16 protein-coding genes and 1 pseudogene are annotated in these 19,740 nt (G+C 68.0%); 8 read left to right on the plus strand and 9 right to left on the minus strand.

Translation table 11 applies throughout. The features are described 5' to 3' along the window. Nucleotides 1-29 precede the first annotated feature (29 nt). The 3 genes and pseudogenes from ACQCSZ_RS01150 (at nucleotide 30) to ACQCSZ_RS01160 (ending at nucleotide 2,400) form a co-directional block, all read left to right on the plus strand. Nucleotides 30-848: an enoyl-CoA hydratase/isomerase family protein gene (locus ACQCSZ_RS01150; RefSeq protein ID WP_427006322.1), complete on the plus strand. Its 819-nt coding sequence runs from the start codon at nucleotides 30-32 to the stop codon at nucleotides 846-848. A gap of 2 nt (nucleotides 849-850) precedes the next feature. Then, on the plus strand, nucleotides 851-1,750 hold the full coding sequence (locus ACQCSZ_RS01155) for a 3-hydroxyacyl-CoA dehydrogenase family protein (RefSeq protein WP_427006323.1): 900 nt from the start codon (nucleotides 851-853) through the stop codon (nucleotides 1,748-1,750). Nucleotides 1,751-1,795: 45 nt separating this feature from the next. Then, nucleotides 1,796-2,400 (plus strand): annotated as a pseudogene (locus ACQCSZ_RS01160) (GNAT family N-acetyltransferase). A gap of 21 nt (nucleotides 2,401-2,421) precedes the next feature. Here the strand turns inward: ACQCSZ_RS01160 and ACQCSZ_RS01165 are convergent. Next, the gene (locus ACQCSZ_RS01165; RefSeq protein WP_427006324.1) at nucleotides 2,422-3,270 is read right to left on the minus strand and encodes an SGNH/GDSL hydrolase family protein; all 849 of its coding nucleotides are present in this window, start codon (nucleotides 3,268-3,270) and stop codon (nucleotides 2,422-2,424) included. 188 nt (nucleotides 3,271-3,458) lie between these two features. Here ACQCSZ_RS01165 and ACQCSZ_RS01170 point away from each other — a divergent pair, with 188 nt between their 5' ends. Both ACQCSZ_RS01170 and ACQCSZ_RS01175 read left to right on the plus strand, forming a co-directional pair. Continuing rightward, nucleotides 3,459-4,166, plus strand: a complete 708-nt coding sequence (locus tag ACQCSZ_RS01170) for a tyrosine-protein phosphatase (RefSeq protein WP_427006325.1) — start codon at nucleotides 3,459-3,461, stop codon at nucleotides 4,164-4,166. A 4-nt stretch (nucleotides 4,167-4,170) separates the two neighbouring features. Then, nucleotides 4,171-6,624, plus strand: coding sequence for a hypothetical protein (locus ACQCSZ_RS01175; RefSeq protein WP_427006326.1), 2,454 nt, complete (start codon nucleotides 4,171-4,173; stop codon nucleotides 6,622-6,624). A gap of 13 nt (nucleotides 6,625-6,637) precedes the next feature. On the opposite strand, the gene ACQCSZ_RS01180 is transcribed toward ACQCSZ_RS01175, so the two are convergent. Together ACQCSZ_RS01180 and ACQCSZ_RS01185 are read right to left on the minus strand one after the other, a co-directional pair. Next, the gene (locus tag ACQCSZ_RS01180; RefSeq protein WP_427006327.1) at nucleotides 6,638-7,846 is read right to left on the minus strand and encodes a globin domain-containing protein; all 1,209 of its coding nucleotides are present in this window, start codon (nucleotides 7,844-7,846) and stop codon (nucleotides 6,638-6,640) included. 230 nt (nucleotides 7,847-8,076) lie between these two features. Beyond that, a complete protein-coding gene (locus tag ACQCSZ_RS01185; RefSeq protein ID WP_427006328.1) occupies nucleotides 8,077-8,493 on the minus strand; it encodes a PaaI family thioesterase in 417 nt (138 codons plus the stop codon). A 146-nt stretch (nucleotides 8,494-8,639) separates the two neighbouring features. Between ACQCSZ_RS01185 and paaZ the strand changes: the two genes are divergently transcribed. Then, nucleotides 8,640-10,751, plus strand: a complete 2,112-nt coding sequence (gene paaZ / locus ACQCSZ_RS01190; RefSeq protein ID WP_427006329.1) for a phenylacetic acid degradation bifunctional protein PaaZ — start codon at nucleotides 8,640-8,642, stop codon at nucleotides 10,749-10,751. Nucleotides 10,752-10,952: 201 nt separating this feature from the next. Here paaZ and ACQCSZ_RS01195 read toward each other — a convergent pair whose 3' ends face one another. Next, nucleotides 10,953-12,353: a sensor domain-containing phosphodiesterase gene (locus ACQCSZ_RS01195; protein ID WP_427006330.1), complete on the minus strand. Its 1,401-nt coding sequence runs from the start codon at nucleotides 12,351-12,353 to the stop codon at nucleotides 10,953-10,955. 658 nt (nucleotides 12,354-13,011) lie between these two features. Between ACQCSZ_RS01195 and ACQCSZ_RS01200 the strand changes: the two genes are divergently transcribed. Then, the gene (locus tag ACQCSZ_RS01200) at nucleotides 13,012-13,419 is read left to right on the plus strand and encodes a VOC family protein (RefSeq protein WP_211879689.1); all 408 of its coding nucleotides are present in this window, start codon (nucleotides 13,012-13,014) and stop codon (nucleotides 13,417-13,419) included. Nucleotides 13,420-13,511: 92 nt separating this feature from the next. On the opposite strand, the gene ACQCSZ_RS01205 is transcribed toward ACQCSZ_RS01200, so the two are convergent. From ACQCSZ_RS01205 to ACQCSZ_RS01225, 5 genes are all read right to left on the minus strand, one after another. Further along, complete coding sequence (locus ACQCSZ_RS01205; RefSeq protein ID WP_427006331.1) at nucleotides 13,512-14,348, minus strand: DUF427 domain-containing protein; 837 nt, start codon at nucleotides 14,346-14,348, stop codon at nucleotides 13,512-13,514. A 261-nt stretch (nucleotides 14,349-14,609) separates the two neighbouring features. Then, entirely contained in the window at nucleotides 14,610-15,215 is a 606-nt protein-coding gene (locus ACQCSZ_RS01210; RefSeq protein WP_427006332.1) for a TetR/AcrR family transcriptional regulator, read from the minus strand. Nucleotides 15,216-15,319: 104 nt separating this feature from the next. Further along, nucleotides 15,320-16,672 carry an MFS transporter gene (locus ACQCSZ_RS01215; protein ID WP_427006333.1) on the minus strand — a complete coding sequence of 451 codons (1,353 nt, stop codon included), beginning with the start codon at nucleotides 16,670-16,672 and terminating at the stop codon, nucleotides 15,320-15,322. A 226-nt stretch (nucleotides 16,673-16,898) separates the two neighbouring features. Continuing rightward, entirely contained in the window at nucleotides 16,899-18,239 is a 1,341-nt protein-coding gene (locus ACQCSZ_RS01220) for an AMP-binding protein (protein ID WP_427006334.1), read from the minus strand. 16 nt (nucleotides 18,240-18,255) lie between these two features. After that, a complete protein-coding gene (locus tag ACQCSZ_RS01225) occupies nucleotides 18,256-18,762 on the minus strand; it encodes a hotdog fold thioesterase (RefSeq protein WP_427006335.1) in 507 nt (168 codons plus the stop codon). A gap of 421 nt (nucleotides 18,763-19,183) precedes the next feature. Here ACQCSZ_RS01225 and ACQCSZ_RS01230 point away from each other — a divergent pair, with 421 nt between their 5' ends. Continuing rightward, on the plus strand, nucleotides 19,184-19,738 hold the full coding sequence (locus ACQCSZ_RS01230; RefSeq protein ID WP_427006336.1) for a hypothetical protein: 555 nt from the start codon (nucleotides 19,184-19,186) through the stop codon (nucleotides 19,736-19,738). Nucleotides 19,739-19,740: the final 2 nt, after the last annotated feature.

The following is a 19,740-nucleotide window of genomic DNA, read 5'->3' on the forward strand; positions in this document are numbered from 1 at the left end:
TGGCGGCCCCCGATAGCGCGAACGGACACTTGAGCACCCTGGAGTTCAGCACCCTCCTGGTCGAGGAGCGTGAAGACCGCGTGGTGGTCCTGCTCAACCGGCCCGAGGTCCGCAACGCGATCGACCAGCAGATGGTGGACGAGCTCCACATGGTCTGCGCCGCCCTGGAGCAGAACCCCAGGGTGCTCATCATCGCCGGGACGGACGGGGTCTTCGCCTCCGGCGCGGACATCGCCCAGCTGCGCGAACGCCGCCGCGACGACGCCCTGCAGGGCATCAACTCCGGCATCTTCGTCCGGATCGCCAGGCTGCCCATGCCGGTCATCGCCGCCCTGGACGGCTTCTGCCTGGGCGGCGGGGCCGAGCTGGCGTACGCGGCCGACTTCCGGATCGGCACGCCCGACGTACGGATCGGCAACCCGGAGACCGGGCTGGGAATCCTCGCCGCGGCGGGCGCCAGCTGGCGCCTCAAGGAGCTGGTGGGGGAGCCCGTCGCCAAGGAGATCCTGCTCGCCGGGCTCGTGCTCCGCGCCGAGCAGGCCCTGGCCGTGCACCTGATCACCGAAATCCATGAGGCCCCCGGGCTGATGGACGCCGCCCATGCGCTGGCGGACCGGATCGCGCGGCAGGACCCGCTGGCCGTGCGGATCACCAAGTCCGTGTTCCATGCCCCGGCCGAGGCGCATCCCCTGATCGACCAGCTGGCCCAGGGCATCCTCTTCGAATCCCAGGCCAAGTTCGACCGCATGCAGGCCTTCCTCGATAAAAAGGCCGATAAGAAGGCCGATAAGAAGGCCGATAAGAAGGCCGGCAAAAAGTCCGACGAGACATCAGACCGGAAGAAGTAGACATGAGCAACCCTGAAGTTTCGGCACAACTGGCCGCGGATCTTCCCGACGCCAACCTTCCCGACTTCGTCGGCGTCCTCGGCGGCGGGCGCATGGGCGCCGGCATCGCCCACGCCTTCCTGATCAAAGGGGCCAACGTCCTCGTGGTCGAGCGCGACGAGGCCTCGGCCGAGGCCGCCCGCGAACGCGTGGAATCCGCGGCCGCCAAGAGCATCGAGCGCGGCGCCGTCGACGGCAACCTGGACGAAATGGTGTCCCGGCTCGCCGTGACCGTCGACTACGACGACTTCACGGACCGCCAGCTGGTCATCGAGGCCGTCCCCGAGGACTGGGAGCTGAAGGTGACAGCGCTGAAGGGGATCGAGGAGCGCCTCGCCGCCGATGCCTACCTCGCGTCCAACACCTCCTCGCTGTCCGTCGACGGCCTGGCCCGCGAGCTGAAGCGGCCCCAGAACTTCCTCGGCCTGCACTTCTTCAACCCCGTGCCGGCGTCAACCCTCATCGAGGTCGTCCTCGGCGAGCAGACCTCCGAACCGCTGGCCCGGGCGGCCCGCGGCTGGGTCGAGGCGCTCGGCAAGACCGCCGTCGTCGTCAGCGACGCCCCCGGCTTTGCGTCCTCACGCCTTGGCGTGGCGATCGCGCTGGAGGCCATGCGCATGGTCGAAGAGGGGGTGGCGTCCGCCGAGGACATCGACAACGCCATGGTGCTCGGCTACAAGCACCCCACCGGCCCGCTGCGGACCACGGACATCGTCGGCCTGGACGTGCGACTGGGCATCGCCGAATACCTGGCCTCCACGCTGGGCGAGCGCTTCGCCCCGCCGCAGATCCTGCGGGACAAGGTCGCCCGCGGCGAGCTGGGCCGCAAGACCGGCAAGGGCTTCTTCGACTGGACGGCCTGACGCCGGAGCGGCACCGGTGACGGTCACGGACCCTAGGATGGTGCTGTGACATCCATCGAACCCCTCACCCTGACCGGCAAATACGTGGTCCTGGAGCCCCTGAGCCAGGCCCATCACGACGGCCTTGTGGAGGCGGTCCGCGACGGGACCTCTGGAAGCTCTGGTACACCGGTGTCCCAGAGCCGGAGGGGATGGCCGCCGAGATCGACCGGCGGCTGGAACTCCAGGAGTGCGGCTCCATGCTGCCCTTCACCGCCCGGCTGATCGATCCGGCCACCGGCGGCCCCGGCCGCGTGATCGGCATGACCACATATATGAATATCGACGCCGCCACACCCCGGGTGGAGATCGGTTCCACGTGGAACGCGGCGTCTGCGCACGGCAGCGGCAGCAACCCGGACTCCAAGCTGCTGCTGCGCCACGCCTTCGAAACCCTCGGCTGCCCCGCGGTCGAATTCCGCACCCACTGGCTCAACCACCAGTCCCGCGAGGCGATCGCCCGGCTGGGCGCCAAACAGGACGGCGTGCTCCGCAGCCACACCCGCGCCGGCGACGGGGCGCTCCGGGACACTGTGGTGTTCTCCATCCTCGAGCATGAGTGGCCGATGGTCCGCAACGGCCTGGAGTTCAGGCTGGCCCGGTTGCGGTAGGCAGCCGGGCCGCCGCCGCGATCACGGGATCCGGGCCGCCTTCAGGGCCTCGGCATAGCCGCCGGAGTACCCGGCCGCCGTGGGATGGAAGGCATCCGCCGGGCTCAGGCTGCAATTGACGGTCTGGAGGCACAGCCCCTCCGGCGCCACGATCCAAGGATCAGGGGATCCGATTCCGTGGCCGGCGAACCGCTCCGTGACACTTACGTACCCGACCCTGTTCGCCAGCGCCGAGAGGGCGATGGTCGCGTTGAGCAGATCGGCGGCTGTATTCATGGACTTCGCTGCCTGGGCCTGTTGCGCGGTGAGCCCCGCACTTACAGTGAAGAGCCGGGGGTACCCGGTCAGCACGATCCTGGCCTTGGGCGCCGTCTTCTTGAGGACCGCCACCATGGCCTTGATCTTGGCCGGCAACTGGCGGAGCTTCACCACGAGGGTGTTGTACAGGGCCGCGCTGCATGCAGGTGAACCGGCAGCGACGGTGCAGGCGCCCGCAACCTGGCCGGTGTCGACGTCGTTGCCTCCCACCGTGACGGTGACCACCGAGGCAGTCGCCAGCGTGGCCGCATAGCCGCTGGCTACGGCGGTCACATCCGTCGTCGTGGCGCCAAAGCAGCCCAGGTTGAGCGCGGCGCCCCGGACCGCGGGGTAGGCCGCTGCCGTCTGCAGGCATTCCTGCGGAAGGCCGGGCGGGGGTGCGACGTATTGGCCGCCGCCGGTGCCCGCGGCATAGGAGTCGCCCAGGGCAATGTAGACCGGTTCAATCGTTGCGGCGGAAGCGGGGGCAGCCGCGAAACCCGCGATGAGGGCAATGGTGGCCAGGCCGCCCGCCAGGCGTCCGGACCAGGGGCCGAATGACATGTTCTTCATGATGGAGTCCCCTAAATCGCTGCTGTGGGAGATCTGGCTGTGCGTCCATGGGCGATGCTGGGGCTACCGTATCCGCGGGCTGCCCTGCCGGACACCGTGGCCCCTACTCGCTTATACGGAAAGACTTTCGGGTGGCCTACCCTGATGACGGCTGCGGACTACCCGGACGTTGTGGTTAGCTTTCGTAAGTGGAAGAGTCCGGGAAAACCGTGGGCTGGGACGGGGCCGTCAACGCCTGGCACATCGCCGGTGACGTCTACCGCATGGGCCGCCGCGAATGGCTCACCGAGGCCGGCTGGCAGCAGGCGTACGACGGCGGCATCCGCACCGTCGTCGACCTCCGCAATGATGACGAGCGGCAGCGCCGGGAAACCGATCCGCCGGTGAGCCCTGCGGTGCTGGCGGCGTTCGACGTCGTGCTGGCCCCCACGGAAGACCCCGGCAACAGCGAGTTCCGCGCGATCTGCGGGCCGTACCTGAACAACCCGGCGTCCTACGCCGACAACGCCCGGCTCTTCCCGGAAAAGCTGGCCGGCGTCTTCAAGGCAGTCGCGGCAGCGCAGGGCGGCGTCGTCATCCATTGCTCGGCCGGCCGGGACCGCAGCGGCATGGTCGCGGCGATGCTCCAGGACCTTGCCGGGGACACCGACGACGCCATCGTGCTCGGCTACCAGCGCTCGATGCGGGGCATCAATGAATACCGCCGGCTGGCGGCAGTCCCGCATCCGCATGAACGGTACTTGCCCGATGAGGTGCTGGTGCCCCTGCTGGAATTCCGCGGCGGAAGCCTGCTGCAGTTCGTCCGCTCGCTGAAGACCGGTGAATACCTGCGCCGCCACGGGGTGACGGACACGGAGCTCACTGCCATTCTGCGCAAACTGGGGCGGCTACAGTAGCCGGGTGAAGACTACGAAGTTCCAGCCCGCGGTCCAGGCTGCCGCGGCCCTCGCGATCGCGCTTTCCGGATCGTTCGCTGCCGTTCCGGCCTGGGCTGAAGCCGGAGCGGACCCGACGCCGTCCGCTGCGGCGCCGTCGACGGCGGCTCCCTCGCCATCCGTGGCGCCGTCGGTCAGCGCGGCCGGACTGGCGGAGGCCATCGGGCGGGACCTCGGCATGACCTTCGAGGAGTTCAACGCCGCGGGCGAGCAGGCCAGGCGCGCCGCCGACGCCGTGCCCTCCTTGCGCGGCCTCCCCGGCTATGTGGGGATCAGCCTGAAGGACGGGAAGATCGCCGTCACAGGTGGCGGCATTGAGCTGCAGGCGCGGCTGGACCAGCTGAACCAGGCCGCACCGGCGGACTTCGTGCTGGTGGCCCCGGCGCCGGAGGCCGCGCCGGCTGATCCCGCGTCCGCCGCGCCGGCGGCTGCCTCGGCCGCGGAGCTGGTGGCGTCCAGCACCGAGAAGCTGTTCCAAGCGTACATCCGTGATGTCAGCCCCGCCGGGCTGCAGGCCGTGGCCTACGCCGACGGGCACTTCGTCATCCGGACCGGCGGGATCAATACACCCGAAACAGCGCTGCCGGCTGTCCCCACAACGACGGCCCCTGCCGGGACGGCGCAGCCGGCGCCCGCCAAGATCTCGCCCGCAGAATTCGTGGCCCGCTACGCCAACGTCCGGCTGCAGAAGGGCGCCCCGATCAAGACCGAAGAGGACCTCTTCGGCGGACAGGGCTACGTCATCGACCAGCAGGCCATCTGCTCGGCCGGCTTCGGCGCCTTCAGTCCGGCAGGGGAGCCGCTGGTGCTGACGGCGGGGCACTGCGCCGGAGACGGGCCGGCGAAAAAGTCCGCGGACATCGAGACCCCGAGCGCCTCCACCGCGGGCGGCGCGACGACCACCCTGACGCGCCCGCTCGCCCCGCTGGGGACCTTTGGATTCAGCCAGTTCGGCGGCCTGAACAACTCCTGGATCACGGGCACCGAGGCTGCCCCCGGCAACGTGGGTACCGACGTCGCCGTCATCGGGGCGCTGCGGACCGGAGTCAACGTCCAGCCTGCCGCAACGAAGTGGGACAACGTCGCCAACCCGGGTCCGACGTCCGTAAAGATCATCGGCACGGTGGCACCCTTCCAGGGCCAGGCAGTCTGCCGCTCCGGGCGCACCACCGGCTGGTCCTGCGGCACGGTGAGCGAGCTGGGGACCTACGTTGTGGGCGGCAGCACGGCCGACCCTGCCGATCTCCGGGCCTTCAGCGGCTTCCTCTCCAGGGATGTCCAGTCCAGCGGGGGAGACTCCGGCGGGCCGTGGGTCAGCGGCAACTACGCCGTCGGCACCCACAGCGCCGGGGACGCCGCAGGATCCGCCGAGAACTTTGCCATTGCCACCACACTTGAGGACTCCCTGGCCCGGATTCCCGGCGGCGTGCAGCTTCAGCTTTTCCTGAACAAACCCGAACCCGTCGCGCCGGCGAACGCCACGTTCACCGCCGGAACGCCCGTCACGGGGCGCGTCCCCGCAGCCCCGGCCTCGGCCGTTGCCGCCAATTCGAAAGTACGCATCACCGTCGCAGGCCAGCCGCCGCTTGAGGTGCCGGTGGATGCCGCGGGCAACTGGTCATTCCCTGCACCGTTGTCCACCGGCCGGCTCCAGTTCTCCGCCGAGACAGTGAACGGCTTCAGCCGGTCAGGGGCGGCCTCCCTGTCCGTCAACGTCTCGGACCTGGCAGCACCGGTGATAACCCAGCCGTCGGAGGGCGCAGAACTGACCGGTGCCGGCAGCATTGACGGCACCGGAACGCCCGGACTGACGGTGCGGCTGTCCGGGAATATCACCGCATCCGCGGCGGTCGGCCCGGACGGCAAGTGGAGCATCCCGCTGTCCGGCCAGGCGGTCTACGGCAAATTCTCGGTCACGGCCGTGCAGACGGCCCGCAACCATGAAGACAGCCCCTCGGCCACCCGAAGCTTTACCGTGATGCCCCCCGCGCCGGCCGTCTCCGGCATTCCGGACGGGCTGCGCTTCGGCCACGACGGCCTCCCCGCGACGATCTCCGGCAGCGGCGTCGACGGCGCCGAGGTGACCGTCCTCGTCGACGGGGTGCCGGCAGGTGCCGCGCAGACGGCGGGGGGACGCTGGACCGTGCCGTTCCCCGCCGGCCTGGCCGCGGGCCCGCATACGGTCTCGGTCAGCCAGGTGGTCGACGGCGTTGCTTCCGTTCCGGCGACGGCGACGTTCACCATCGAGCCGGCGGCCGCGCCCCCGGCAGCCGTGCACGCGGCGGGCGACGCGGGCGGTTCCGGGCGGTTGGCCAACACCGGGGCCGGAGCGCTGCTGCCCGCAGCCGGGCTGGGCGCGGGTGCCCTCCTGCTCGGCGGAACCCTTCTGGTGGTCCGCCGCCGGACGGTCCGCTGGTAACGAGTACCGCTGACTACTGGAAATCCGCCAGCCACAGGTCCGGACCGAAAACCTCATACTGGATGTCCTTGGGCCGGACGCCGCCGGCAACCAGCGCGCTCCGGACCGACTGCAGGAAGGGCAGCGGCCCGCAGAGGTAATACTCGGCGTCGTCGGGCAGTTCCACGGCGCTGACATCCATAAAGCCGGAGAACCCGGACTCGGAGGACTTTCCGCCCTCGGCGGCATACAGGAACCACGTTTTCAACGTCCCGTCCGCCAGTTTCGCGAGATCTTCTGTGACCTGCGCCCGGAGCGGGAAGGACTCCCCGCTGTCATCGGCATGCAGGAGCATCACCTGGCGCTGGGAGCCGGACTTCACCAGGTGGGACAGCATTCCGGCCATCGGCGTGATCCCGATTCCCGCGCTCGCCAGGACCAGCGGCCGGTCCGTGTACTCCAGCACCACATCGCCGAAGGGTGCCGAGAGCACCACCTCGTCGCCCACCTGGACACCGTCGTGGAGCAGCGTGGACATCTCGCCGTCCGGGGTGCTGAGCCCATGGACCCGCTTCACGGCGAACTGCCGGTGCAGCCCGTCGTCGGCCCGGGTCAGGCTGTACTGCCGGGGCTGCTGCACGCCGTCGGGCATGGGCATCTTGATGGTCACGTACTGCCCCGGCAGGGACGGCTTGACGTCGCGCTCGTCGGTGCGTTCGACGACGAACGAGACCACGTCCTCCGTCTCCTGGATCCGCTGGGCCACCCGCCACGTCCGCCAGATCGTCTCGGGACTCAGGTGCACGGCGTTGTACAGCCCGCGTTCCGTGCTGATGAGCATGTTCCCCATCAGCCAGTAGACCTCGTCCCAGGCGGCCGCGACCTCGGGCGTGACGGCCTCCCCGAGAACGTCCACGATCGCCCACATCAGGTGGTCGTGGACGATCTGGTACTGGTCCGGGCTCAGTCCCAGCGAGACGTGCTTATGGGAGATCCGCGAGAGGAGGTGGTCCGGCACCTGGTCCGGCTTGTCCACCAGCAGCCCGGCGAACGCCGCGATGGACCCGGCCAGTGCCTGCTGCTGGCGGCCGTCCGCCTGGTTTCCCCGGTTGAAGAGCCCGTCCAGGAGGTCCGGCCGCGCGTCGAACATGTGTTCGTAGAAGCGCTTGGCGATCTCCTCGATGTGCTCGCCCACGACAGGCAGCGTGGCCTTGATCACGGGTAGCGAGGTGTCTGAGAGCATGGCGGTTCCCTTCCGGTGCGGCCGGATGTGCCGGTCGGTGTTGGGTGGCTCAGCACTGCCAATCTAACAGCCGCGGCCGGGCGCCTTCCGGGTCAATCGGCCCTACATCGCGGCGGAAATCCGGTGTAGCCGGGGGCTTCATCCCCGAGTTCGCCGGAAAGCTGCGGGGTCGCCGTGCTGCTACGGCGACCCCCGCCGCTTTCCGGCGAACCCGGCGGTTTCGCCTCCGCTCAGTTCTTCCGGTCCAGCAGCAGGTTGGTGATCCGCAGCGTGCACAGCCGCTGCCCGGCGTCGTTCGTGATCAGCACCGCGTGGGTGGTGAGGGTGCCGCCGAGGTGGATGGGCGTGGCCGTGATCGTGATGGTCCCCTCGCGGGCGGACTTGTGGTGGGTCGCGGACACATCCACGCCCACCGCGGTCTTGCCCAGCGTGCTGGCGTGGATCACGGCGGCCCAGGATCCCACGGCCTCGCCGACGGCCAGGGACGCGCCGCCATGCAGCAGGCCGAACGACTGCCGGTTGCCTTCCACCGGCATGGTCGCCACGACGCGCTCCACGGACTCCTCGACGATTTTCACGCCCATCTTCTCGTCAAGTTCGCCGAGCGTGATTTTCCACAGCTCTGGGGTGCGGGGCTCGGGCGTCATGGCGTCTCCTCTGTGGCCGGCCGGCCAATCGGTGCCGCGGCTAGTGTGCCGCGGGCATCATTCCTGTACTGTAGACATATTACCGAACGGACGGTCAGTAATGCGCTGGCCGTGTTGATCTTGCCCGCTGGAAGGACCCATCAACGATGACCACCACCGCAACTGCTCCGGAACCCACTGTAGACACCGTAGAAATCGTTCCCAGCTTCATCCGGGATTCCTGGTGGACCCCCGACGCCGCCGCCGCAGCCGGCGCCGCACCCGTCCTGGATGCCAGCACCGGCGAACTCCTGGCCAGGGTGAGCACCGCGGGGCTGGACCTGGCCGCCGTCGTGGATTACGGACGCACCACCGGGCAGGCCGAACTCGGCAAGCTGACCTTCCACCAGCGCGCCCTCAAGCTCAAGGAGCTGGCGCAGTACCTCAATGCGCGCCGCGACGAGTTCTACGCGGTGTCGGCGCAGTCCGGCGCCACCAGGATCGACTCGATGATCGACATCGACGGCGGCATCGGCGTGCTCTTCACCTTCGGCTCCAAGGGCCGCCGCGAACTTCCCAACTCCCAGGTGGTGGTGGACGGCCCCATGGAGGTGCTGTCCAAGGACGGCTCGTTCGCCGGCGAGCACATCTTCACCCGCATCCCGGGCGTGGCCGTGCAGATCAACGCCTTCAACTTCCCCGTGTGGGGCATGCTCGAGAAGTTCGCCCCGGCCTTCATCGCCGGCGTCCCCACCATCGTCAAGCCCGCCACCCCCACCGGCTATGTGGCTACCGCCGTGGTCAAGGCGATCATCGAATCCGGCATCCTGCCCAAGGGTTCGCTGCAGCTGATCTCCGGGTCCGTCCGGACGCTCCTGGACCACCTCGACTACCGCGACTACGTCTCCTTCACCGGCTCCGCCTCCACCGCCGACACCCTGAAGTCCCACCCGAACGTGGTCAAGGGCGGCGTCCGCTTCACCTCGGAGACGGACTCCCTCAACGCCGCGATCCTCGGCCCCGACGCCGTCAAGGGCACCCCGGAGTTCGACGCCTTCATCAAGTCCCTCGTCACCGAGATGACGGCGAAGGCCGGGCAGAAGTGCACCTCGATCCGCCGCGCGATCGTGCCGCAGGACCTGGTGTCCGACGTCGTGGCCGCCGTCGGGGACCGGATCCGGGAACGCGTGGTCCTTGGCGACCCCCGCGCCGAGGGCGTCACCATGGGCGCCCTGGCTTCCCGGGAGCAGCTCGCCGACGTCCGCGCCGCGGTCCAGGCCATGCTCGACGCCGGCGGGGAGCTCGCCTACGGCACCCTCGACTCGCCCAGGGTGACCAGCGCCGACGGTACCGTCGGCGTCGTCGACGAGGGCGCCTTCATGTCGCCCGTCCTGCTGAGCTGGGCCGATCCGGAAGCCGAGGAGCTCCACTCGCTCGAGGCATTCGGCCCGGTGTCCTCGGTGGTCGGGTACACGGACCTGCCCGACGCCGTCCGCCTCGCCGCCCGCGGCGGCGGCTCGCTCGTCGCCTCGGTCTGCACCAACGATCCGGCCGTGGCGCGGGAGTTGGTGACGGGCATCGCGGCCCACCACGGCCGTGTGCTCATGCTCAACCGTGAGGACGCCCGCAGCTCCACCGGCCACGGCTCACCGGTCCCGCACCTGGTCCACGGCGGACCCGGCCGCGCCGGCGGCGGCGAGGAGCTCGGCGGGATCCGCTCGGTCATGCACCACATGCAGCGCACCGCCATCCAGGGCTCGCCCAACATGCTGACCGCCGTGACGGGCATCTGGCATACCGGGGCGGACCGCAACTTCACCCTGGACACCGAAGGCCAGCACCCGTTCCGGAAGCCCCTGGGCACGCTGCACATCGGCGACGCCATCCGCTCCGGGCTGCGCCAGGTTTCGCTGGAGGACATCACGGCGTTCGCCAACTCCACGGGCGACACCTTTTACGCCCACACCAACCAGGAGGCAGCCGCCGCGAACCCGTTTTTCCCGGGCATCGTGGCGCACGGGTACCTGCTGCTGGCCTGGGGCGCCGGGCTGTTCGTGGAGCCCGCGCCGGGTCCCGTCCTGGCCAACTACGGCCTGGAGAACCTGCGCTTCATCACCCCCGTGGCCGCGGGCGACTCCATCCGGGTCACGCTGACGGCCAAGAAGATCACCCCGCGCGAGACCGACGAGTACGGCGAGGTGGCCTGGGACGCCGTCCTGACCAACCAGGACGACGAGATCGTCGCCACCTACGACGTCCTCACCCTCGTGGAGAAATAGACGCTCCCTCACTTGGCGGTTTCCAGCAGTCGTTGCAACACGTGTTGGCGGTTCAGATGGATGTCAGTAAATCACGCAGGCGCCAGCTGGGGTATCCCAGTCAGGTGTTTTGCGTGGGGGCGTTGAAGCGTCCTACCAGCGTCCGATCATCTAGTCCCATGGAATGGCCGGGCCGGATCACCCAGTGGTCCGGTCCGGCCATTAGGCGCGGCGGCCGTCCTCGCTGGCGCTCCGCCGGCCGCCGATCCCGCTGACGCGGCCCGGGGCGGACGCGCATTCATTGGATGGCGTTAACTCCCCGATGGAGGCCTTATGCCATGCTGCCCATTCACGCGGGTGGACAGATGGCCTGCCGAGGAGGTAGCCCTGTCCTGCGGTCATTCCGATCCGGGTTACGGCCGCGAGTTCTTCCTGTGTTTCGATGCCTTCCGCGACAACGGTGGCGCCGATCTGTCGGGCGAACTCGGCCAGGGCTGCACCAAGAGCGCGTTGGCCCTGGTCGTCGTCGATCCCCGCGATAAGGCTGCGGTCCAGCTTGATGATGTCAGGCCGGACGTGTAGGACGTGGCGCATGGAGGCGAAGCCCGAGCCGGCGTCGTCGACGGCAATGCGCAGGCCGCGCTCCCGCAGCGGCGCCAGGGCTGAGACGAGGGGACCGTATTCAGGGACTTCGAGCCGTTCGGTCAGCTCCAGGACAATCCGGTCCAAGGGCAGAGACGAACGCTCCAGCATTCCGGGGAGCCGCGGGTCCAGGCATGTGGCCGGGGAAACGTTCAGGGCTACGTAAATGCGCGGAGGCAGCTCCCGCGCGGCCTCCAGCGCTGTGGTCAGGGCAGCGAATTCGAGCTCTGCCGAGAGGTCAACGGCGGCCGCCTCGCGGAACCAGTACTCTGTACCTGCGCCGTCATCGCTGACAAACCGCGACAGCGCCTCAACTCCGATGAGGTGCCCGGTGCCCAGGCTGTGGATGGGCTGGAAGGCCGTCAGGAGCAACTTCCCGTCGATCATCTCGCGGATCCGGGTTCTGCTGTATGAAGCGGCTGCTTCCTGCGCGGTCTCCGGCGGGAGCAGCCGGCTGGTCCCGCCGAAGCCCCCGCGCTGTCCATCAGCAGGTGGGCGGATACCCCCGGCCACTTCCATCCAGACTGTGCTGCCGTCGCGGTGTCGGCAGCGCATGGTGACACCCTTCCACGAGGAACTTTCCCGGCCCAGTGAGGCATCCACGGCCCGACGGCCCCTGGCGAGATCGTCAGGGTCGATGATCATGCTGCAGGGCTCACCGACGAGCTCTGCGGGCGGATAACCAAGAAGGCCGGCGCTGGTCTGGCTGGAGAACGTGAATTTCCACTGGTCATCCACCGCCCATACCCAGTCGTGGCTGGTGCTCAGCACCATGTCTATGAGTCGGGAGACATTCCTGGTACGGATTCTCTCCGAGCGGTGATTCCTGCGGAAACGCAGGGCAAGGAGGAGGGCCATGACGATCGGCATCAGGACCAGCGAGCCTGCCAGCATCTGGACGCCGGGATGGTCCAGTACCTCTGCCGGATCCAAGATCACGACTGCGCCGGCGGCCAGCGCGAAGACCACCTGGACAGTCAATACGCAAACTAAAACATCCCACACCCGCGGTGTGTTCGCTTCTCTATCTGTCATTCCCATGCCCCCTGCCTGGTTCACTGAGCCTACCCCGCCACCCCGCCACCCCGCCGGGTCCGCGCGCGGCGCGTAGGGTGCGGGGCGCCGCTGCCGCCGCACCGGTCCGCGGACGACGGCGCCGCGCGAGCCAGGGTGCTTTGGCCGCAGCGGTGGTGGCCAGCTCAAGCTCCGTGGCCAGTGCCGCCCGGATTTCCGCGACCATTTCCTTCCCGGCGGCATAGCCCTCCTCGGCAGTGGGCCGCGAAGAATTTCGTCAGGATCGAGACCGGCAACACCCGGATAATCGCGCCAGTACACGGTGCGCTCTTCGCCGGCCTCGTCCTTGACCACGGTGGTCCGTCCGACGGCATTTGTCATCACAAAGCGGGCCAGGCTGGCTGCGGGAACCGCCAGGACGGCCACCTGGACAACAACAATGGCCGCAATCCACCAGCGCGTGCGGGGGGCTCCGAGGGCCTGTCTCCTCGTCCATCCGCCCAGCCTACCTACACACGTTCCCGGGGGGACGCCGGGGGGCCCGCCGGTGAGGCTTTCGGCAGCCAATTCGCAGGCTCTTTCTGGCCCGCTCCGGCGTAAAATCTTCATCGTAGGAGGTGGAAAGATGACCCTAGTATTGAACAGTGCCACAACCGTTCTGCCCGTTGATGACAAAGAGCGCGCCCGCCGTTTCTACGCGGAAACTCTCGGACTCCCGCATCGTGGCGTGGCGGAAGATGGCAGCGAAATGTTCGGCAGCGACGGCGGCCCGATGCTGCAGTTGATGCCGGTGACGGATGGCAAGCACTCCGAGCACACCACCCTCAGCTTTGAGGTCCGCGACATCGAGCGGACCGTCGAGGAGATGGAAGCGAAGGGTGTGAGGTTCCAGGACTACGACCTCCCGGACCTCAAGACCGAGCACCACATCTGCACAACCGATTCGGAGAAGTGCGCCTGGTTCATGGACTCGGAGCACAACATCCTGTGCGTCCACGAGAACATCACCTCGCCGGCTGACTACCAGGTCTGACCGGATCTGCACCGGAATCTGATCGGCGGAAGTACCAGCGGATCGGCGGAAGTATCGAGGCGCCCCGGCTCAGCGGGGCGCCTTCCCGCTGTCTACGGCAGGGACCAGGGCGTCACGGGCCGGGCTTGGAGCACGCCGTCCACCGTCACGTCCACCCGCTCATTGAAGAAGCACACGAGGCCGTGGATCTGGGCGGCGTCGCGGAAGCGCCGGTCATAGCTCCACGCGACGTTCCTTCCGGTCTCCGGGCCGGGATACGTCCAGTAGCGGGCTTCGCCTTTATACGGGCACACGGTCCGCTTGCGGCTCGCCTCCATCAGGTCCAGGCGCACATCCCCGCGCGGGATGTAATAGCGGACCGGGAGCATCGTCTCGTAGAGGAGATGCGCGCCGTTCGTGCTGGCGAGCGTGACGCCGTCGAGCGCCACCTCCACCCTGACGGAGGAGGCCCGGATGTCCACGCGGTGGAACGGGTCGCGGGGGTGGCCGATGATCTCCTCGTCATCCTCCAGCCAGTCAAAGGCGCCGAAGTCCAGGACCACATACCCGGCAAGGTGCGGATCGTCCGGGCGGAACGCGGCGCGGGACGCCGTCGCCGACGCCGTCACGACGTCGAACTCCTCGCCGGCCGAGGTGTGCCGGCTGAAGCCGGTGCGGGGGTCCAACACGGGAGGTGCGTCCCGCACCATCTTGAACCCGAACTCGGGGACGTCGGCTTGTCGCTGGTCCGGCGCCGCGAGTTCCGCCCGCAGCTCGCCTTCCGGAACAGCAAAGATCGGGGTAATCCGCCGCGGCTCCCAGACCAGGAGTGCGTTGAGGGTGTCGACGACGGCGTTCCCGCCAAGGCTCGCCCGGACCCGCTTGGCGGTGGGCTGGTAACGGAGTTGCGAAAAGGTTCCGAAGAGGACATCGGATAGTTTCGTGGCCATGCATTCAGGGTGGCCTCCGCGCCCCCGCGCCGTCAATGGCCGTGCGGCACCGGGCGCTCCCTTGAATCCTGCAGGATTTTCCGGTGGCTGGGGCGTCCCGCGGGGCGCGTCGACCCGGGATCCGCGGGACATGCCCAGTGCTGGCCGTGACGAGTGGACATATCACCATCATGCCCAACGGCCGCGGGCAGCGGAGGGCATGTCCCGCGGGGGTGCAGCCTCAGCGGAGGGCATGTCCAATGGCGCGGCCGCCGGGAGGGGTCAGCGGGGGATGTGCAGGCCGTTGAACGCCATGGTGATGACGTCGTCGGCCAGCTTCTCCGGCGACAGCGACCCGCCCGGCTTGTACCACTCCACGATCGAGTTGATCATGCCGAACAGCAGACGCGTGACCGTGCGGGGGTCGATGTCCTGGCGCAGCGAGCCCTCGTCGCGGGCCGCGGAAATCAGGGCCGCGACCTTGTGGTCGAACTTGCGCCGGCGCTCCATGGCGTCCCGTTCAATCTCCGTGTTCCCGCGCAGGCGCAGCAGCAGCGTGACGAACGGCAGTCGGTCCACGAGGACCGCGATGGTTTCCCGGAGCACGAACTCCAGCCGGGCTTCGGCCGTGCCGGTGAGCGCCTCCGGCCGCTCCAGGACGGACTCGAGACCGCCGAGGGCCTGTTCAAGGGCAAGCTTCAACAGATCGCCCTTGGATGGCACATGGTGATAGATGGCGGACTTGGAGATGCCTAGGTTTTCGGCCAGGATGCCCATCGAGGTGGCGTCGTAACCGTGCCGGTTGAAGACGTCGACGGCGACGGTCAGCACCGACTTCTGGTCATAGCCGGGACGGCCGCGCTTCGTGGTTGCTGCTGTGGAGGGCATACCAGCTATTTTCTCACGAACGTTCGGTAAATCAGGTTAAGCTGGAAAAGCGGTGGGCCGCCGCGGGCGGCCCACCGCAGATTCCGGAGTTATCGTACCCGGATTTAGTTGGCGTTCTCTTCCAGGGTGAGGTCTCGGTCCCGTGTCTCCGGCGTCTTGACGGCCTGAACCAGGGAGATTCCCACGATGACCATCATGTAGACGGCAATCGGCCAGTAGGAGTTCGTGGCCCAGGCCAGCAGGGCTGAGCAGATTATCGGGGCGATACCGCCGCCGAAGATTGCCGAGAACTCGCGGGCGATAGCCACGCCTGCGTAGCGGTACTTGGAACCGAAGAGTTCCGCGTACATGGCCGACTGTGAGGCGATCCCGCCCTCCACGGCGAAGGTGAAGCCCACGGCGTAGACCAGGGCGATCAGCCACACGTTGCCTGTGCTGCTGAGCCAGAATGCCGGGAAGGAAAAGAGGAACAGGAAGGCCAGGATGAAGACGTTGACCGGCTTGCGGCCCCAGCGGTCCGTGGCGCGTCCGGCCAGCAGCGCCGCGGGGATGGCGAACAGTCCGCCCATGGCCAGCATCTGGGGGATGAGTGACTTCTCGATCTGCACCACGGAAATCAGGAACGTGCCCAGGAACGCCTGATAGATGTAGGAGTGCGCGTGCGTGCCCATGTTGATCAGGAAGACCTGGCGGAGCGGCCGGCGGCCCTTCTTCAGTACCTCGGCCACAGGGGAGGCGGCATCCATCTGCTCGCGCTTCAGTTCGGCGAAGACGGGGGATTCCTTCATGTTGCGGCGGATGAGGTAGGCGGCGACTGTCACGAGGGCGCTGGAGAGGAACACAAGCCGCCAGCCCCAGGATTCCAGGTCTGCCTTGGGCAGCAGTTGTACCAGGATCCACGCCAGGGAGCCGAACACGGACCCTACCGCTGCACCGGCCCACACCAGCGAGGTCATGGCTCCGCGCTTGCCCTTGGGCGCAAACTCAGCCAGGAGCACCACGGCGCTGGCCATTTCCGCGCCGGCGCCGAAGCCCTGGATGAACCGCAGCACGGTCAGGAGGATCGGGGCCAGGATGCCCACGCTTGCATACGTCGGCAGCAGCCCCATGGCGAATGTGGCGGTTCCCATGAGTGCCAGCGTGGCCACGAGGACGAATTTGCGGCCGATCTTGTCGCCGTACCGCGAGAAGAACAGGCCGCCCATCGGCCGTGCCACGAAGCCCACCGCATAGGCGCCGAAGCTGGCGATGAAGCCGACGGCGGGGGTGACGTTGGGGAAGAAGAGCGTGTTGAAGATGATGGCGGTGCCCACGCCGTAAACCACCATGTCGTAGTTCTCGAGCACGGTGCCGATGAAGCCGGCCCAACCGGCCCGGCGAAGTTCCGTCTTCGGAACTTCCGGGTGGGGCGCTGTGGTGTGGAGGGGGGTCTCAGAAAGCGAGGGGGATTGCGTCATTGCTTGTCCTGTTCTGGATGACATGACCGACCGTTAGGTGGGCTGTCCATCCAGAATAGCGACTTGGATCACAGGTGGCAACCGGTTGCCCATTAATGGCAACCTGATGCCATCAGGCGATGGAGTCCGGAGCGGTGCAGGCTGGAGATCGCCAGGCGCGCCCCGGCCAGGACCAGGGTCCGCGCCGGATTCAGCCGCCGGGGCATGGTCACCGCAAAATTCAGGGTCAGGCCTTGGGACGCATGTCGTAGATCCGGCGCAGCTTGCCGTTGGAGCGCTCCAGCGAGCCCGGGTCCACGACGTCGACAGTGCAGGACGACCCGACGTGGATCTTGATCTGCTCGGTGAGGGTGCGGGCGGCTGCCGTGCTTCCCTCGGGGGTGACGGATTCGCGGCGCTCGATCCTGACGGTCAGCTGGTCCATCCGCTGGCCCTCGGGGCGGGTGAGCTCGAGCTGGAAGTGCGGGCTCAGCTCCGGGATGCGCAGCGCGATTTCCTCGATCTGCGAGGGGAACAGGTTCACGCCGCGCAGGATGATCATGTCGTCGCTGCGGCCGGTGATGCGGCCCATGCGGCGGTGCGCCGGGCGGGCGGTGCCGGGCAGCAGGCGGGTCAGGTCCTTGGTGCGGTACCGGATGATCGGCAGGGCTTCCTTGGTCAGCGAGGTGAAGACCAGTTCGCCGTGTTCGCCGTCGCCCAGCACCGAGTCCACGCCGACGGCGGGGTTGAACGCGTCGATGATTTCGGGGCGGAAGTGGTCCTCCCAGATGTGGCAGCCGTCCTGCGTTTCCACGGCCTCGCCGGCCACGCCCGGGCCCATGACCTCGGAGAGCCCGTAGATGTCACAGGCCTTGATGTTCATGGTCACCTCGAGCTCGTGGCGCATTTCCTCGGTCCACGGCTCGGCACCCAGGACGGCGTACTTCAGCGAGGTGGAAGCCGGGTCGATGCCCTGCTTGGCCATGGCGTCGGCGATGGTCAGCAGGTAGGTGGGGGTGGCCAGGATGGCGTCGGGCTTGAAGTCCTGGATGAGCGTGATCTGGCGTTCGGTCTGGCCGCCGGAGATCGGGATGACGGTGCAACCCAGGGCTTCGGCGCCGGCGTGGGCGCCCATCCCGCCGGTGAACAGGCCGTAGCCGTAGGCATTGTGGACCTTCATGCCCGGGCGGACGCCGGAGGCGCGCAGCGAGCGGGCCACGAGCTTGGCCCAGTCGGCCAGGTCCTTCTTGGTGTAGCCCACCACGGTGGCGCGGCCGGTGGTGCCGGAGCTGGCGTGGATGCGGGCCACCTCGTGCTGCGGCACGGCGAACATGCCGAAGGGGTACTCCAGGCGGAGGTCTTCCTTGGTGGTGAAGGGGAACTTGCCAAGGTCGGAGAGCTCGCGGAGGTCCGTGGGGTGGACCCCGGCCTCGTCGAACTTGCGCTTGTACAGGGGGACGCGGTCATAGGCGTACGCCAGGGTGTGCTGCAGGCGGCTGAGCTGCAGCGCCTCCAGCTCATCGCGGGAAATGGTTTCCTCGCGGTCCAGGACGGCATCACTGGGGGCGGCGACGGTTTCTTGGGTCATCTGGGGTTCCCTGTTTCTATTTCTTGGAGATGGTACGGCTGCGGCCGCGGAACTCGGCGATCAATTCGCCCGGGAGGATGTCTGCGGGGAGCTCGCCTGGGACGGTCGCGGCCGGAGCCGCGAGGGAGGCCGCCGGGCCAGCGGGGTCCGCGGCGTAGATCTGGACGTCGTAGAGCCCGCTGCGCCCCGTGCTCGCGCGGCGGTTGGCGACGGCGGTGAGCACCTGGCCGCGGAAGGCCGACTTCAGGAAGTTGATGTCGACGCCGGAAGCAACGGTGATGGAGTCTTCCTCGCCGGGCTGCGGCTTCGCCGGGTTGCAGGCGAGGGCGAACGCGGTGTCGCCGAAGGCGAAGATCATTCCGCCGTGGGCCATCCCGAAACCGTTCAGCATTTCCTGGCGGAGCGTCATGCGCAGGGTGGCATGCCCGTCGTCCAGTGCGAGCACTTCGATGCCCATCCATTCGGAGGCATAGTCGTCCTGCAGGATGGGGTGGGTGCCACCGGAAATGCTCACTTCAGCCATGCGTCATTGCCTCCAGCTTTATTTACCGAATGTTCATTAGGTAATCCCATTTGGGTGCCTTCTGTCAAGACCCAGTGAGCCCTTCATCCCCAGCCGACTGGTGAAATGCCATCCTTACATCGACGTCGGGGACCCCGTCGAAGACCTGTCCTTGGCAGGGAACACACGGCCGGAATCCACGCCCCGGAAGTCCAGGGAGTCCCGTCTGTCGGCCCCAAGGCCGGGTCGGGTGTTCCGTAGTGGCGGCCCGCCGTGCGGGTGGTGGCACATCGATATCCAGTAGCGGCCACTCGTGACCGGGCCGGCTCCTCACCCTAGGTTGGACTCACCGGCACCTCTCTGCAGGCACAACCGGATGGAGTCCCGGCGTTCGGGCGGACAGAGATCCGGGCCGTACTGCCAACGCGAAAGGATGGACATCATGGGTATCAGCCTGAAATCAGCCACGGGTAAGCTCCGGGCCTTCACCTCATCTGTCGCCGCGGACGGCAGTTCCTTTGTCCCGGGGCCGCACGGGCGGATACCCGGATCAACCCCCTGGGCGGCGGAGGGGGACCAGCCGCGGGAACCAGTGCCGCGCCGGAACCGGGCCCGCATCGACCGGGCGCCAGTCCTGGACCGGTTCCGGATAGAGGAGTTGGCCGGGGAACTTCAATCGCGGACCAGTTTCCTTGAATTCGTGAACCTGTTTTTGGTCCTGCTCCCGCACCGGGTCGATTACGCTGTCAGCGCCCTGGACGGTGAGGACCGGGAAACGGCCTGCGCCGCCGTTCTGAGCCTGGCCTCGTCTGCCGCGATAACCGGTGGCCGCCGGCTCGAACTGGTTGCCTGTCTGATCGACGACGACCTCCATGCGGGCCGCGTGAACCGGGCACGGGAGACGGGCCGCCGTCTCGTCCCGGACGCCGCGGGCCTGGCATCAGCCCTCGCCCCCTTGGTTGCGGGCACCTTGGCTGCGGGCAGCCGAACCACTTAGGC

The organism is Pseudarthrobacter sp. H2 (assembly GCF_050157045.1).
In the GTDB taxonomy this organism is placed as follows: domain Bacteria; phylum Actinomycetota; class Actinomycetes; order Actinomycetales; family Micrococcaceae; genus Arthrobacter.

Coding starts and splice junctions, on each gene's coding strand:
- ACQCSZ_RS01205 (WP_427006331.1), bottom strand. CDS start 14,348: ATGGCCACGAAACTATCCGATGTCCTCTTCGGAACCTTTTCGCAACTC.
- ACQCSZ_RS01185 (WP_427006328.1), bottom strand. CDS start 8,493: ATGACGCCCGAGCCCCGCACCCCAGAGCTGTGGAAAATCACGCTCGGC.
- ACQCSZ_RS01210 (WP_427006332.1), bottom strand. CDS start 15,215: ATGCCCTCCACAGCAGCAACCACGAAGCGCGGCCGTCCCGGCTATGAC.
- ACQCSZ_RS01220 (WP_427006334.1), bottom strand. CDS start 18,239: ATGACCCAAGAAACCGTCGCCGCCCCCAGTGATGCCGTCCTGGACCGC.
- ACQCSZ_RS01165 (WP_427006324.1), bottom strand. CDS start 3,270: ATGAAGAACATGTCATTCGGCCCCTGGTCCGGACGCCTGGCGGGCGGC.
- paaZ (WP_427006329.1), top strand. CDS start 8,640: ATGACCACCACCGCAACTGCTCCGGAACCCACTGTAGACACCGTAGAA.
- ACQCSZ_RS01180 (WP_427006327.1), bottom strand. CDS start 7,846: ATGCTCTCAGACACCTCGCTACCCGTGATCAAGGCCACGCTGCCTGTC.
- ACQCSZ_RS01155 (WP_427006323.1), top strand. CDS start 851: ATGAGCAACCCTGAAGTTTCGGCACAACTGGCCGCGGATCTTCCCGAC.
- ACQCSZ_RS01225 (WP_427006335.1), bottom strand. CDS start 18,762: ATGGCTGAAGTGAGCATTTCCGGTGGCACCCACCCCATCCTGCAGGAC.
- ACQCSZ_RS01200 (WP_211879689.1), top strand. CDS start 13,012: ATGACCCTAGTATTGAACAGTGCCACAACCGTTCTGCCCGTTGATGAC.
- ACQCSZ_RS01230 (WP_427006336.1), top strand. CDS start 19,184: ATGGGTATCAGCCTGAAATCAGCCACGGGTAAGCTCCGGGCCTTCACC.
- ACQCSZ_RS01215 (WP_427006333.1), bottom strand. CDS start 16,672: ATGACGCAATCCCCCTCGCTTTCTGAGACCCCCCTCCACACCACAGCG.